The 16,609-nt window shown below is 38.8% G+C and carries 11 protein-coding genes; 1 reads left to right on the top strand and 10 read right to left on the bottom strand.

Features of this window, described 5'->3' with window-relative positions; all coding sequences use genetic code 11:
- Window positions 1-139: 139 nt before the first annotated feature.
- Window positions 140-4,393: a PAS domain S-box protein gene (locus tag IPJ16_12640; GenBank protein MBK7628018.1), complete on the bottom strand. Its 4,254-nt coding sequence runs from the start codon at window positions 4,391-4,393 to the stop codon at window positions 140-142.
- On the bottom strand, window positions 4,390-6,468 hold the full coding sequence (locus IPJ16_12645; protein ID MBK7628019.1) for a PAS domain S-box protein: 2,079 nt from the start codon (window positions 6,466-6,468) through the stop codon (window positions 4,390-4,392). Before IPJ16_12645 ends, IPJ16_12640 begins: the two co-directional genes overlap by 4 nt.
- Before the next feature lie 165 nt (window positions 6,469-6,633).
- Here IPJ16_12645 and IPJ16_12650 point away from each other — a divergent pair, with 165 nt between their 5' ends.
- Window positions 6,634-7,233, top strand: coding sequence for an HAD-IA family hydrolase (locus IPJ16_12650; protein ID MBK7628020.1), 600 nt, complete (start codon window positions 6,634-6,636; stop codon window positions 7,231-7,233).
- A gap of 131 nt (window positions 7,234-7,364) precedes the next feature.
- Here IPJ16_12650 and hemH read toward each other — a convergent pair whose 3' ends face one another.
- From hemH to IPJ16_12690, 8 genes are all read right to left on the bottom strand, one after another.
- On the bottom strand, window positions 7,365-8,369 hold the full coding sequence (hemH, locus tag IPJ16_12655) for a ferrochelatase (GenBank protein MBK7628021.1): 1,005 nt from the start codon (window positions 8,367-8,369) through the stop codon (window positions 7,365-7,367).
- On the bottom strand, window positions 8,359-9,741 hold the full coding sequence (hemG, locus tag IPJ16_12660) for a protoporphyrinogen oxidase (protein MBK7628022.1): 1,383 nt from the start codon (window positions 9,739-9,741) through the stop codon (window positions 8,359-8,361). Before hemG ends, hemH begins: the two co-directional genes overlap by 11 nt.
- A 4-nt stretch (window positions 9,742-9,745) precedes the next feature.
- Window positions 9,746-11,125: an oxygen-independent coproporphyrinogen III oxidase gene (gene hemN, locus IPJ16_12665; GenBank protein ID MBK7628023.1), complete on the bottom strand. Its 1,380-nt coding sequence runs from the start codon at window positions 11,123-11,125 to the stop codon at window positions 9,746-9,748.
- Complete coding sequence (locus IPJ16_12670; GenBank protein MBK7628024.1) at window positions 11,112-12,326, bottom strand: MFS transporter; 1,215 nt, start codon at window positions 12,324-12,326, stop codon at window positions 11,112-11,114. Before IPJ16_12670 ends, hemN begins: the two co-directional genes overlap by 14 nt.
- Before the next feature lie 3 nt (window positions 12,327-12,329).
- The gene (locus IPJ16_12675; protein MBK7628025.1) at window positions 12,330-14,423 is read right to left on the bottom strand and encodes a TonB-dependent receptor; all 2,094 of its coding nucleotides are present in this window, start codon (window positions 14,421-14,423) and stop codon (window positions 12,330-12,332) included.
- Between the two features lie 122 nt (window positions 14,424-14,545).
- Window positions 14,546-14,893, bottom strand: coding sequence for a hypothetical protein (locus IPJ16_12680; protein MBK7628026.1), 348 nt, complete (start codon window positions 14,891-14,893; stop codon window positions 14,546-14,548).
- 146 nt (window positions 14,894-15,039) lie between these two features.
- A complete protein-coding gene (locus IPJ16_12685; protein MBK7628027.1) occupies window positions 15,040-15,768 on the bottom strand; it encodes a hypothetical protein in 729 nt (242 codons plus the stop codon).
- 194 nt (window positions 15,769-15,962) lie between these two features.
- Window positions 15,963-16,589 (bottom strand): cation transporter, encoded by a 627-nt coding sequence (locus tag IPJ16_12690; GenBank protein ID MBK7628028.1) that lies wholly within the window; start codon window positions 16,587-16,589, stop codon window positions 15,963-15,965.
- Window positions 16,590-16,609 lie beyond the last annotated feature (20 nt).

A 16,609-nucleotide genomic window follows, 5' to 3' on the forward strand; every position in this document is an offset into this window, starting at 1 on the left:
GAAGTCAGATGGATAATTTCTCTCTGTGTGACTCTGTGATTCCTCTGTGTAACTCTGTGTAAGTTCTTATTCTTTTATTACACAGAGAAAATCCGGAGGAGACACAGAGAACCACAGAGAAATCATCAGCAGGCAAAATTCAGATTTTTACGAACTCTGCGATTTTTCTTAACAGTTTTTCTTTGCTGATAGGTTTGCTGAGATAGCCATCGCAGCCTGCAGCCAGAACCCGTTCCTCATCGCCTGACATTGCGTATGCTGTTATAGCAATAACAGGAACTTCTGACCGAATAGTTTTTATCTGTCTTGTAGCTTCAATTCCATCAACTTCCGGCATTTTAATATCCATCAGTACCAGTCTGATATCAGGGTTAGAACTGAATAAATCAATTGCTTCCCGGCCATTCTCAGCATGTAATATTTTTGAACCAAACTCTCTTGAAATAATAGCATTCAGATAGAAAAAGTTTGTATCATCATCTTCTGCTATTAGGATTGTATCGTTACCTGATTTTTTATGAGTATGCTTTCTGGAAGTACTCCCGGAAGTTGTAGAATTACCGGAATTCGACGGAAAAGTCAGACTAAAGCAAGATCCGGTGCCGGGTTCTGATTCAACGGAAATTCTCCCACCAAGTATTTCAGTCAATCCCCTGGCTATTGATAATCCCAGTCCGCTCCCCTCAGAAATTCTTTGTGGTCCTCTGTCTTCTTTTGAAAACTTGTCGAAGATATGACCTAAGGACTCCTTCTGAATGCCTATACCAGTGTCGCTGACGTAAAAGATGATTTCGGAGATAGTATTTGTAAATCCAAAATGTATGTTTCCCTTTTCTGTAAACTTAATCGCATTATCCAGAAGATGGCTAAATATTTTTCTTAATACTTCCGGATCAGAATTCACTGATAATGTCTCCCCTCCTGATGGAATATCTAGGAAAAGTTGCAACTTTTTCTGAGAACATAGTGGTTGATGCAATTTATAAAGACTGCTCAGCAACTGCACCGGGGATATCTCTTTTAAATTTACCGACATCGCACCTGAAGTCAGCAAAGAGATATCCATATAACTTGTAATAGTATTAAGTAATCTCTCGCTGCTCTGATGGAGCATTGACATTGATTCTTTCTTTTCCTCATCAGATAATCCGGTCTGATTCATTATCTCAGCAAATCCAAGAATTCCGTTGAGAGGTGTGCGTACTTCATGAGAAATATTATTCAGGAAAGTAGTTTTGATTCTGTCGCTGGCTTCTGCTTTTTCTTTTGCCAGAGTCATCTGTTGAGCTGCTTTTAATCGTTCAGTTATATCAGTAACTGTAACCAGTCTGGTTCTTCTTCCATTCTTTTCAGGAAGTGAATGAGAAGTTATTTCAACCGGGAATACTGTACCATCTTTCTTCACGTGCCGCATGCTTGTGGAATAAAAGGTTTTATGCCCAATATTCTTTAAAGAATCCAGAAGTTCCGGTATCTCTTCCATAATCCTTAGGTCCCTTAGTGTCATGGATGAGAATTCCTCCTTGCTGTACCCATAACTTTCTATAGCGGCCTCATTTACCTCAACAAATTCGAGTGTTGATTCATCAAAAATATATGTCGGAATCGGGTTATTTAGAAAAAGTTCCCGATACCTCTTTTCGCTCTCCCTTGTAGATGCCTCGAGGGCTTTCCTTAAAGAAATATCCTCCTTAATACCAAGAAAATGAGTAACTTCCTCCTTTTCGTTTTTAATAGGAGATATTAAAGCGCTCTCCCAATAGAGTTCCCCGTTTTTTCTTTTGTTAAGAAACTCTCCTTTCCAGTCATCTCCTCTTTTTATTGTATCCCACAATTCCCTGTATTCCTCCTGTGATTTTCTTTTGGAACTGAGCACACTCGGATTTTTCCCTATAAGTTCATCGATTGAATAACCGGTAACTTCACACATTTTCTGATTCGCATATTCAATAATTCCATTGGTATCGGTTATTACTATTGAAACCGGGTTCTGTTCAACTGCTCTTGACAATTTCCTCAGATCATTTTCCCTCTTCACTTTTTCTGAAATATCGCGGAGAAGTCCAAGAACACCTCTTACTTCATTTCCTGCATAGAAAACTGAACCCGAAAGTTCAGCAAAGAATGAACTGCCGTCTTTCCGCTTAAACAGTAGTTGAACGGTAGTAGTAAGATTTATTGAATTTAACGCATTAGTAAAAAACGACATGCCTTTTTCGAGCTCACCCTCAACCAGGAAGTCTCCAAAAAATTTTCCGGGGAACTCATCTGCAGAATAACCAAGCACTTCCACTGATGGAGAAACATAAGCAAGGGTTCCTTTAGTATCGGTGAGGAAGATAATATCAGAAAGGTTTTCTGCTATGGATCTGAATTTCTCTTCACTTTCACGAAGAGCTACCTCAACTTTTTTCCTTTCGGTAATATCCAGAACGGTGAAAGTGACTCCTTTCGAATGATCGCTTCGGTCAAGGGGAGTTGAGCTAAGAATAACATTTAATAACCTGCCATCCCTGCATTTAAAAACTGTCTCGACTGATCCTGTCCCTTTTGATGCAATCTGATCATATTTTTCCTTTCCTACCCGTTCATACTCCTCCCTTGCTGGATAAAGAATCTCTGACAATTTTCCGATCAGTTCTTCCCTCTCATATCCTATCAGCTTGCACAGGGTATCATTTACCTCCATCAGAACCCTGTTTACAACGAGTCCTATCCCCACAGGTGCAACATGTATTATACTCTGAAGCTTAGTCTCACTTGATCTGAGAGCTAAATCACCCTGTCGGCGCTCCTCTTCTATCCCTATTGCTGAGGCTATTATCTCCAGAAATCTTATCTCATTCTGATCAGGGTTAAAATCCTTCTGAAATACAAGACACAGAGAACCAACGTTTTCATTTTCAAATTTTATTGATTTACCTACATAGGTATGAAGGTTATACTTCAAAACATTTGGATCGGTAGTTGCATATGATGTCTCCTGAAGATTTCTGATTATTACAGTTTTTTCACTGGATGATTTAATAACATCATTGCAAATGTGACCTTCAGGATTGTCTACCGAAATGTAATCTGAAGGTGCATTCCATTGTCCGAGTGAGCAGAGCATATTGCCCTCTAACCGGTTATACAGCGAACAGGTTGCACCAACAAGCTCACCGCAGATTGCTACCAGATGATTAATATTTACCAGAGGATCGCTTACAAAACTCAAAAAGCACTCATTAAGTTTAACAAGTCTCTCTTCCGACTTCCTCCTTTCACTAATATCCTGATAAATAGACTGATAGGTTCCATCCGGCATCATCTTTGTATGCATCTCAACCGGAATAGTACTGCCGTCCTTACGTAATAAACGCCGCTCATTTATAACAGTTTCTCCTTTCTGAAGAAGATCAAATCGCAAAGGAGATTTTACCAGATCTTCAGGAATGAATAGATCACTTATATGTGTACCTATGAGCTCATCACGCTTCCTTCCGGTCAGTACCAGTATATATGAATTTGCTTCAATTATCCTGCCGTCATGCGATCCAAGCAGTATCCCGTCAACAGCCAGTTCGACCAATTCTCTGTACCTAGTTTCACTCTCAATCAGAGCAATTTCTGCACGCTTCCTATCAGATATATCACGTGTAATACTCAGAATATGAGTAACTCCATCAATTTCAATAACAGAGGCAGACATAATACCGGTAAGGAGCTTTCCGTCCTTCATCCTGAATTGTGTCTCGAGATTCTCATATCTTCCCTTTTCTTTAAGACCCTGAACAAGCTTATTCCGGTCAGATGGTACTGCCCAGATATCAAGTTCCATTGAAGTTTTCCCGATAGTCTCTTCTGCTGTATAGCCCGTTATTTTTGTAAATCCATCGTTTATTGATACATACATGCCATCTGAGAGACGGTTGATATTTATTGAGTCGGGGCTTGTATAAAAAGCCCTTCTGAATTTATCCTCACTTTTCTTTAACGACTCAAGAGTATTTATTTTTTCTGATACATCGAATGCGAAAGCTGTTGCACCAACTATTTCCTGTTTTTCATTAAATATGGGATTGTACCTTGTTTCATAATAATTCCGTTTCAGTTCACCGTACTCTTCGACAGTTATATGGCTTTGCCCGGTTAAGGCTTTTCCATAGTTTAATTTCGCTTTTGAGACGTCATCCTCACTTGTCATACACTCAAGAATATTCATTCCCGGCTTTATGTCAATACCATAGGCAATTTTCATGATCCTTTCATGAAATGTATTAAATGCCAGATAGTTAAATTGCCTATCAATAGCCAAAATAATCATATCCTGCGGACTATCAATACAAGCCTTAAGCAGAATCTTATCAAGCGTGTTTTCCATATCAGCTATTAATTGTCTGTTTAGGTTCATGATTTTTGAGCGCCTGCTAATGAAAAAGTGAATATACTCCCTTTTCCGGCTTCGCTGGTCACCCAAATTTTACCTCCATGCTTTTCAATAAATTCTTTACATAACAATAAACCTAATCCGGTACTTGGCTCGCCATCCGTTCCCGGACGGCTGGTTTTTTCATCAATTCTGAAGAGTTTATTAATTAATTCAGTTGTCATTCCTATCCCTGAATCGGATATTTTAATTTCAACAAAATCATGCCGGGCATAAATAGCTGAAATACTGACTATTCCTCCCTGCTTTGTGAATTTAAGTGCATTTGATATCAGGTTCCTTACTATTGTATCAAACATATGCTTATCAGCGTTTATCTCCAGAGTTTCATCCATAGAAGTTTCAATTACAATTCCTTTCTTCTTTGCAGACTCAGATAATACATTGACACAATCGATTATTCTTTGTTTAATGTTTATTTTTTCAGGAATAAAATTCATTACACCCCGCTGCAAACGCGACCACTCAAGAAGGTTCTCAAGCAGGCTGTAGATTCCAGTTGCAGACTGAGTCATGCTGAGAGTAATCTCTTTGATCTCATCAATCGACATCGTATGGACCTCCTCAGTAATAATCTTTGTGGCCTCTACAAATGCACTTAACGGACCACGCAGGTCGTGAGCAAGGATTGAAAAGAATTTATCTTTTTCTGAATTTACTGTCTGAAGGAGTTCATTCTTTAACTTAATTTCTAATTCCGCCAGTTTCCTTTCAATTGCAAATGCTATCTGTCCCCCGATGGAGACAAGAAATCTCATATCCTCTTCAGAATACACATTTTCCTTTTCATAATGCTGAAGCACCATTACTCCTAGAACTCCAGAAGGTGTTTGTAATGGAATCCCTATCCATGACGGAGAGGGTGATCCTACCAGTTCTACTTCATTTAGTTTTTCCAGTATCTCGAATTCCTTCTGGCTAAACAGAAATGGTTTAACAGTTCTGAAAACGTAAGAACTGCAACTTTTGCCCATCGATGTGGGAAGTGGTGTAGTATCATATTTATCGACGAAATACGGAAAACTGAAAAGTCCTGATTTTTCATTCATCAGTGCAACAAAAAAGTTTTCTGCATAAACCACTTTACCGAGGGATAAATGTATCAGTTTCAGTAACTCATCGAGATTTGAGGTTAAAGTAATTCCCCTGTTAATCTCATAAAGGATCTGGTTCTCAAGTTCAATCCTCTTACTTTGTGTTATATCGCTTGCAATGCCAATAAGCGCAATCGACTTACCATTTTCATCTTTCACAACTCCTGTTGACAGAGAAATCAGAAAATCAGTTCCGTCTTTCTTCCTGTTATATATTTCTCCATGCCATCCGCCGCGGAGGGTTGCAGGTAGTATTTCGTTTACTATTTCAGGAGGATTATTCGGGGACCGGATTATACTAATAGATTCATCTTTAAGATCTTCTTCATTAAAACCATATGTTTCCAGAAATGCACGGTTTAAAAAAAGTACATTGTCATTCATATCGGTTATACTGACGCACTCCTTTGATCCCTTAAGAGCATTAGCAAGGAGAAAGAATTGATCTTCAATTTGTTTTCTGCCGGTTATGTCCTTTGTTATGTTTATACTATGCGGAACACCGTCAAGATCGAGTATTGACGCTGACATCAGTCCTATAATTATTCTACCGTCTTTATGTCTGAATAGTGCTTCAAAGTTTTCTATCCTGCCATCCTTCTGAAGTCTGGAAACAAGATCTTTACGATTATCAGGGTCAGCCCAGATATTAAGTTCTAAAGATGTTTTACCGATAACCTCCCCCTCCGAGAAACCAAGCATCTTTACAAATCCTTCATTTACCGACACATACATTCCATCCGAAAGCCTGTTGATATTAACTGAATCAGGACTTGTCATAAAGGCTTTCATGAACTTCTCTTCGCTCATTTTGGCTTTTGCTTCAGCGTCGCGCAGAACAGACATCCCACTCTCACATTGACTCTTTAGCAATTCATATGCAAGTCTTAAATCGTTAAGCTCCGACTGCAGTTCCTGGTTAGATTTGTCGCTAAAATTATTCAATTCTCAAAGTTGTTATAAGAATCCACAATATAAGAAATTTCAGTCAGACTAACTATCCGCTGCACATCTCCTTCATAAGTTGGCAATTAAGTAATAATTTGATTAATATATGTTTCTTTCCTCTTTCATTTTTCTTTCTACCTTTGCGCCACAACAATAAAAATTATGCAATACGATATAAAACCAGGCATTAAAGGATTGATCTTTGATCTCGACGGGACTCTCGCTGATACAATGCCATTTCACTTTAAAGGCTGGAGAGTGGCTTGTCAGAAATATGGAGCAAAAATAGATACTGCTTTTCTCAGGAAGCATACCGGCAGCCCGGGATGGCTGATAGCAACAGAGATAATTAAAGATAATAACCTCAACGGAACCGTTACAATTGAACAGATAATTGAAGTAAAACTCAACGAATTTTACAAGGACCAGCATAAAGTAAAACCAATCATTCCTGTAGTGGAAATAGTTAAAAAGTATCATGGCTTAATTCCGATGTCTGTTGGAACAGGAGGTCACAGGGAAGCTGTTGAACGCACACTTGAGATCACTGGTTTAAGGAAATACTTTGACATTATTATTACGGCAAATGATGTGGAAAACTTTAAGCCGCATCCCGAAACATTCCTTAAATGTGCTGAACAGATGAAAATTGCACCTGAATTTATCGAAGTATTCGAAGATGGCGACCTCGGATTAGAGGCTGCAATTACAGCCGGTATGCATGCCACTGATGTAAGGTCGTGGTATGATTCGAGCTGGTGATGCTTCGGCTTCGCTCAGCATCCGTCGGCTTCGCTCAGCATCCGTCGGCTTCGCTCAGCATAAAGGGCACGGAGCGTAAAGCGTAAAGCGTAGAGCGTAAAGCGTAAAGCGTAGAGCGTAGAGCAAGAAACTTAAATATCAGCAATATCGATCAGAGTTTTAGCCCACTCATCTGACCCATTAAGGCTTTCAACCACGGTAAGTTCCTGACCGCCTTCACTTTTAAAAAGATTCAAATACTCTTCCTTAATCTCAATTGTGGTTTCGAGACAGTCAGCAACAAACGAAGGTGCGATTACGAGGACTCTTTTTCTGCCTGACCGGGCAAGTTTAATTAATGTTTCATCGGTAAAGGGACTCAACCATTTCTTAGTAAGCCTCGACTGGAAAGAGGTTGATGCTTTATCAGAAGGCAATTTTAATTTTGCTGATAATAACCTTGTAGTTTCATAACAGGTCGCTTTATAACAAAAAGCACCATCGTCAGGAAATTTTTCTCCGCAGTTACAGTCTCTGCAATCTCTTTCGGGATGCACGGAATGTATATGGCTAAGAGGCAGTCCATGGTACGAAAATAAGATATGATCATACTTATCCGTCTCATACCTAATGATATGATCTGCCATTGTATCCAGATATTCCGGACGGGAATAAAACTGACCAACAAACCGTAATTCAGGAATTACATTCCAGTTTTTAACAATACCTGCTGTTAATTCAATAACAGAACCTGTTGTTGAAGATGCATAATGAGGAAATAACGGAAATACTACCAGCTCTTCAGGCGGGTTATTCTTCATTAAATTCAGTGTTTCTCTCAATGAAGGAGTTCCGTATCGCATCACTCCCATCACATTGTATCTGTTTTTTAATCTTAACTGAACTCCGGTTTCAAGCTTTTTCAGGTTATAAAGCAAGGGAGAACCCTCTCCGGTCCATAACCGTTTATATAATTTTGTGGATTTTGGTGCCCTGAACGGGACAATAATCAGGTTAACAAGAATTTTTCTGAGTAACCAGGGGAGGTCAATAACCCGTTTATCATTCAGGAATTCAGACAGAAATCTCCTTACTTCCTTTACTTCAGGCTTATCCGGTGTTCCGGTGTTTACTATCAGAAGTACTTTATTTGCCATTAAACTGCTGTATCAGTATTTCAGAAATTGCTTTACCCTGTTTGACCCTGTCGGCCATACCTATTCCGTCTCTGATATTGCCGGCAAGTATTAGACCCGGATACTGGTCCTGAATCTTCCTGATGCATTCAAGCCTTTCGCCGGATGATATTTCATACTGAGGGATGGCATGTGTATATCTGAAAATCTCAAAAAGGTCAGGCTCGCTATTTTCAAGTAGCGTTTCGCGAATCTCCTTCATCACTATTTCTTTGATCTCCTGATCTGTTTTTGATATAATATCCGGTTTCTTTATTCCCCCGAGAAAAACAGAGATCAATGCCCCGTTTTCAGGAGCCCTCCCTTTAAAAATCGCTGAGGGAAACAGTATCCCAAGAACTCCACGGTTCTCAAGTGTGGGTATAAGTCCTCCAAAAGCGTCGAGCGGCATACCTTTCCATGTCTTGTATCCTGCTGCAACCTGAACAACAGCAGCATATTTGGTCTTAAGAACCGTATTGAGTTCTTGTTCCTGTATAAACGGGAGTATATTTTTTAAAGAAATGCCTCCAAAGGTAGTAACTACATATGACGCAGCTATCTCTTCAACCGTATCATCTGTATTCCTGAAAGTGACAGTATATTCGGAGTCACGTGGCTCAACAGTAAGGTTTTTCACATTAAAAATCAGACTCTTCTCCGTTAACTCATTTACAAGTGCACTGATCAATTTCTCAAGACCCCCTTTAACTGAGAAGACTTCTCCCGTTGCCCGTTTCTGATCCTCTGATTTTGGTTCCCTGGCTTTTTTTATTGCCCCCCCGATAAAACTGCCATATTTCTGTTCGAGAGCATAAAGCTTTGGCATTGCATAGCGGGTTACAAGTGATGCGGGATCACCTGCATAAATGCCTGAAATAAAAGGATCAACAGCATAGTGGAGATAGCTCTTCCCCATTCTTCTTTTAACTAACTGAGCAAGAGTCTCATCCGGATCATCTCCGCGTCTTCTGAACGGCTCAGCCAGAATTCTGAACTTATCCTTAAGAGTAAAGAGAGGAGTTGTTACAGCTGAAAATAATCCTGAAGGCAAAGGCTGCCATTTACCTTTCTTGAGAATATATCTTTTCTTTGATTTTGGATTTGCCGTATCAAGATCACAATTACCGTTTAAGTCTTTAAAAAGCCTTGCAATCTCAGGTGTGGAAAGAACTCCGGTATTCGGCCCGGTTTCATAAATGAATCCATCAGCCGAAATGGTATTTATTACACCACCAGCCCTGCTCTCTTTTTCAATAACAATAACATTCCTGCCGCTTTTCTTCAGATAGTATGCCATCGTTAATCCTGTTAACCCGGCACCTAATATGATTATGTCTGTTTTTATTTTCATTATGCTAAACTGTTTTGGAATAAGTCTGTACTTTTTCCTGATACTCTTTATCGAGCGATGCTGCAATATTCCTGATGAATAGAGTGCCGAGCTCAGTTACCTCAATCAGATCAGATGTAAATCTGATAAGACCATCCTTTTCAAACTCCTTTAAAATTGCATCATCTCTTTTAATCGCATTTTTCAGATCACTAACCGGCATATTTTTCGCTTCAGAGAAACCTGAAAGACTTATCTTTTTATTACACATGATTTCAGTAATTACTTCACGTGTAATGATCTGATCATCAGACAAAACATATCCTCTTTCAACAGGCAGTTTACCCTGTTCAATATCCGATATATAATCCTTTATTTCTTTCCTGTTTTGTGAATATCCCTGTTCGAGCTGACTGATGGCTGTTACGCCAAAAGCATAAACCTGACCTGTTGTGAGCCTGGTACAGTATCCCTGAAAATTCCGGTGAAGGGTTCCATCATTTTCAGCTTTATACAGGTCGTCTGTCGGAAGTACAAAGTGGTCGAGTCCGATTGGCATATAACCCGAATCCTTAAGAAGACTGTAAGCGGCCAGGAACATATTCATTTTTTCGCCGGGAGCAGGAAGTCCTTTTTTCTCGAGAATCACCTGGTGTTTTTTAATCCAGGGGACATGAGCATATGAGAAGGTTACCAGCCTGTCGGGCTTAATCGTAATGGCTTTCTGTATTGTGTCTGAAAAAGAGTCAACAGTCTGACCCGGAAGTCCGTAAATAAAGTCAAAATTCACATTTATATTTTTACCCGATGATTTCAGATAAGTGAAAAGCTGACCGGGAGGAATAGCAGAAGGCAACCGGTTCACCTGTTTTAGTATCTCGTTGTTAAAATCCTGAATACCAAGACTAAAACGGTTGAATCCGGCAGAAATAAGATCATCTACGTATTTATAATCGAGATAGGCCGGATTACATTCGATTGCAATTTCAGGATTGTCGGTAAAAGTGAAGTGTTTAAAGAAGTACTCATTAATCCTGGCGATTGCCTTCACATCCAGGGAATTAGGAGTTCCTCCGCCATAATGAATCTGTGATACAAGCCTGTTCTTATCAATGTGTTTCGTTACAAGCTCAATCTCCTTCATCAGAGCATCCATATAAGGAGCCACCAGATTTCCATTTCCGATAGAACATGCATTGCAACCGCAGTAATAGCATATTTTCTGACAGAAAGGAATATGTATATAAAAAGCAATTTTTTCCGGTTTCCTGTTATTCGACTCCTTCAGTATAGTAAGGTAATCACCTTCGGAAAAAGTATCCTTAAAGTGATTGGCCGGAGGATAACTTGTGTATCTCGGTACCGGAACATTATATTTAATCAGAAGCACTTCAGAAACCTGCATTTTCATTTTCTTTTGGTAGTGAGTAAAATAGGATTCCAAGTGTCAGCAGACAAAGGAGTACCTCAATAGAGAAAAGACCATTATATCCGATCAGATCACCTATTTTCCCGCTGAATACAGCGATAATAAGGCTGCTGAGATGTGTAATAACGATCTGTATAGTAAAATCAGTTCCTTCGCGACCTTTTCGAACTATATCCATCGATGTTGTATAAATTGCCACTGTAGATAAGCCATACGTTCCCCACAACAGGCCGATTGCCACATATATTATTGCAAGTGAAGGGACAGATTTTGTCATGAACCAGAACAATACAGCAGTTATCAGACTTAATCCGGAGAAGATATACATCGACAATTTTCTTCCGGTTTTCTTAACAATGAAACCGCCTGCAAGGGCAGAGAGTGCTCCTACAGAAGTTCCAAAGATCCCCGACATAAAACCGATCTGCTTAACATTATAACCAAGGTCGACCAGATATGGTTTAAGCATTGTGAGGATACCGATAATACCTGAATAGTAAAAGATTAAAATAAGCACCCTTTTGTGCTTGCCTTTTTCTGCAAAAAAGCGGTAAATGTCAATCAGGGAAACACCTTGTTTATTCTCATTCTGAAACTGATTTGCCGAGGGTTTACGATAAATGAGCAGCGGAACAACAGCAAAAATCACAAAGGCCGCGAGTAGAACAAGCAGGTTTGTCCATCCAAAATAATAGTAGGCTATCAGAAGCACCCCTGTGCCAAAGAGGGAACCGACAAAACTACCGGCAGACTGCATACTATTTCCGAGGCTCCGTTCGGAAGGTTTTAACTGCAGAATTGCAAATATATCGACTGCAATATCCTGTGTGGCAGATGCAATGAAAGCGACAACCATAAGAATCACTATCAGTTTAAAGTCGGTCTGCAGGTTGAACATTGCAATACTCAGAATGACAACAGCATAGAACAATTCGGAAAATATAATTACCCTCCTGAGCTGTTTATCAGTGCGGGCATTATTGTCAATTAACGGGGCCCAGAGAAATTTGAATATCCATGGCAGTTTTACAAGCTGAAGCAATCCTATCGATTCAAGTGAATACTTCTCCTGCCGCATTATTACCGGAATTACCGTTGAGAAAAAACTCATAGGTATTGACTGGGCAATATAAAGGCTGAACAGAACAGGAAATTTGGGCCAGGTTCTCTCTTTCATCATTTAAAATTTTACTGATAAGTTAATTCCCACCTGGGCAGGTTTCCCGGTCTGGACATATTTGTTTCCCAGAGCCTCGAAGTAAAATGCTTCATAGTAAGTATTCAGAATGTTTTTAGCCCAAATATCGAACTGCATTGATTTTTTTACAAATGATACTTTCCCATCTATCAGGCCATAAAAGGGCTGACTCACAGAGTTCTTCTCATCCCAGTAAATATTGCCTGCTCCTCGATAAAGAAGGTTTACCCTTATATTATCGAGCATGGATGAGTTGTTAACCTTTATGGATTTTGTTGTCTGTAAAGAGAGTGTATGACGCGGTACATATGGCAGATAATTACCATTATAGTTAGTTGTCGCATTAACCTCATATGATATGAATGTAGCATTCGTATATCCATAAGAGATATTGAATTCAAAACCTTTTACAGGAATCGTTTTTATTGATAGTTCTCCTCCTTTGCTCACAGAATGACCTGCGTTCTTAAGCATTGAGCCCCTGCCGCTTGGAACAGTCTGATAGATCTGCTGGTTTTTCCAGTCAATATAAAAGAGTGCAACATCGGCATAGATATAATTATTCAACATTGGTGTTTTAACCCCAATCTCATAATTCCAGCTATATTCAGGATTGAAGGTAAGGTCTTCAGGACGCTCGAATGTTGAGTTGAATCCGCCGGTTTTATATCCTCTTGCAATTACCACATAAAGGTTACTTTTCAGAATCTTATAATTAATTGCCATTCTTGGAATTATCTCGAGAGATTCAAGTGCAGGGTAGAGTGTATCGGCCAGATTTGCCTGTACTCCTTTCAGATTCCGATCGTAAGTATAATCCAGCTGGTCTTTTTCAGAATCGATCCTGATACCACCAGTAACAGTTAGATCTTTAATTAAAAAATCATTTAGTGATGACTGATGGAAAAATGCATATCCGTCAATCTTATGATCATATGTTTTAAGATAGCTGAGGCTGGCAGCATATGAATCTACATTTACTGCATTATCAAAGGCCTGGTAGAATCCGTATCCTCCTAACAACCAGTTGTATTTATGCTTTCCATTTGATCTAATCACAACCTCCTGAGAAACCATATTCTGTTTTTGCTTCTGTGATATAAAAAACAGTGAAGAGGGTGTAAAATCCTGATCAATATCCTGAAGATCATCAAGGTACTGGTATGAGGTTGTAGCTGTAAGATCAAAACCTGAGGTTGTATACTTAATCAGTAATGCATCAGAAAAGAGAGCTCTGTTATATGAACTGTACTGGTTATAGTTTATCTTTTCGGCAAGCATAGTTGAATCATTGTAAAGAGCATAGGGATACCCGCCCTGTTTGCTAAGTTCAAATCCGATAATATTTTCAACAGTCAGTTTTTTTGAAACTTCATAGATCAGTCTGTTTCTTAAGCCGTATGAATTAAGCTTATCAACCTGATTTCCGGTAAACTGATTGGTAAAAAAGCCATCATTATGCACATAATTAAGAGCTAATGAGTATCCGAATCTGTTCCCTAGCTTGCCGTAATGACCACCATTTACTGAGTAGGTGCCGTAATTACCGGCAGAAAGGTTCAAGTGAGTACCGGTATAATCCATTGGAGAGGTTGTAACAATATTCACTATGCCTCCCATGGTATTTCTTCCAAACAAAGTTCCCTGAGGTCCGCGAAGAACTTCTATCCGCTTTATGTCGAAGAAATCGAAATCGAAGGCTGCTTTTTCAAAATACGGAACATAGTCAACATATAGGCCAACTGACGGAGAATTAATCCTCGATCCAATACCTCTTATATATACTGGTGATGTCAGTTTGGAACCATAATCGGGCATAAAGAAATTTGGTGCAGATGATGATATTTCATTCAGCGACTGAATCTGGTTGTCGCTTATACTGGCTGCAGATATAACTGACACTGAAGCCGGTATTGATTTGAAAGTGACGTTATCTTTTGAAGCTTTAATCACAATCTCCCCGAGCTTCACCATCTTCATAAGAGCACTGTCGATAGAGTTTGCTGACTCCTGAGCCTTAAGCCCGGATGCAGACGCCATGAGTATTATAAATATATATTTGATATGATTTTTCATTGAATATTTAAGTTAATCTATCACGTATCAGAAAATTCTGAAAACGTTGAAACGATAACAACCAGATCCTTTGGGATCTGTTGATTTAATAATAAACAACTGGTATAATTCAGTTCCGGAGTTTATCCTGCAATGGGAGGAGGACGGGAAAAAAGAGAATAAGATGTGAAACATGAACAGATGTCTCTGTCAGGATCAAAATAATGATAAGTAATATCAGGTCTGAAGAAAGTAACAGCTCTTTTTGCTGGTTCAGATGCGTACTGTGTACTTTCAGAAGTCGTGCCAAAGTAAAAGGTATCTGCCTTTGAAACCTGATTAATAATTACAGACTGCTCTTTGGATTCAGGTTGATCTTCAGTAATTATCTCCTTTGATTTACCAACAGCATATGCCCCGAAATAGAGCATATATGCGGCTGCCAGAATGATTAAAGGCACTTGTGTAAGAAGAGAACTGAAAGGAAACATTTATATTACTTTGCCGCAAATTAAAGTAATAAATCAATACAAATAACATTATATGATATTTATGTTATTTTATTAACAGTAGAATTTAGGAAACTTTTAAATAAGATTTTTATTAACCACGGAGTTACACAGAGAAAATGGCTGAATTAGTCGAAGTATTCGTATTTCAGGATGTAGCTCATAGCTGAACTATAGCCCTGAAGTTCTTTTGATTCGTAGATCCGTAATCTGTTTAAAGAGTCAAATGTGCGTTTAATTTCTCGCATATGTGCTTTAGCAGAATAAACATCCGATTTTATCTGCAGCTGGCCATTATACGAATGGACTGTACTTGAAATAAAGTGATCATCTGCACCAAAATAAGTAGTTTCCCTGATCAGCCTGTCCAAATGATCGTATTCATTCACGATATAGGTCTCCAGCACATTTTTCTTATCATATTTTTTTATAACGTCCAGCTGATTATTCTTATATTCATATATATAATAGTCATCAGTACCAACCATTGGATATTCAATAGTTTCTTTAATTTTCAGTCCTGCTGAGGAGTATTCATAAATATAGTTTATGAGATTTATATAGCCTGAAGGAGCATTAAGATTAGCATTATAGTTTTCTTTCCTGACCAGCCGGTCAGAAATATCATAGAAGTACAAATCGTATGAAATGGTGCCGACAATAACTCCATCCTGGTACATTGGAGAAGTTGACTTACTTATCCTGCCAAACTCATCATACTCGAATTCTTCAACAATACTGCTTGGCTTCTCCTCATCCAGAGAAAAAAAGAGAAGTATACGCTTCACCTTTGCATTTTCCTGATCTACTGTAAAATCTTTATTTTCCAGACAACCGGTAAATGTTAGGATGGACATTAAAACCATTATGAACGCCAATCTGAGTCTCTTCATTATCATCAGAAATTTTATGTAAAATTAATCTAATGGGATTCTTATAGCAAATTTAAATTGAAATTCTGAGAACTCCTGCTTTAGTTTATTTCCAGCAAGATCTAAAACCCATAATATCCTTTGTTATGGCAATAATTATATGATCTATTTATAAAGAATTAAATATCAAGTAAATCCTTCCCGGAATCCTTGAGCAATCTCACCGACCACCTGATTATAACAAATGAACTGATAATTGCACTAATAGCATCGAACCACAATATATTCCATATCATAGCTGCTGTTAATCCGATAATTGCAGTGATACTTGTTAAGGCATCAGCCATTACATGCAGATAAGCTGCCCTGATGTTATGATCGGAATGTTCATGTTCGTGATGCAGGATAAAGGCTGAAGCAACATTTACTGCAAGTCCGATTAATGCAACCAGTATAGCTTCTTTAAAATGAATGTCTCCCGGATTCCAGAGCCTCTGAACAGCCTGAAAAAGGATACCAAAAGCGAATATTAAAAGCATCAAACCGCTGCTATAACCTGAAAGCGATAAAATCTTATCGGAACTCCCCCTGAATTCTTCTTTTTTTGATACTCTTCTGACTATAATGTATGCGATCCAGCTCATTCCTATTGCAAATACATGAGAACCCATATGTATTCCATCGGCGAGTAAGGCCATCGACCTTGTAGATAATCCAAATACAATTTCGACAACCATTGTAATTGCTGTCAGTACAACAACATAAAGAGTCTTTGACTCGAATTTTTGCCGGATTTCGGAGGACATAATTAAAATTTCTGTTCTGC

Source organism: Bacteroidales bacterium, assembly GCA_016709865.1.
Taxonomy (GTDB): Bacteria; Bacteroidota; Bacteroidia; order Bacteroidales; family VadinHA17; genus LD21.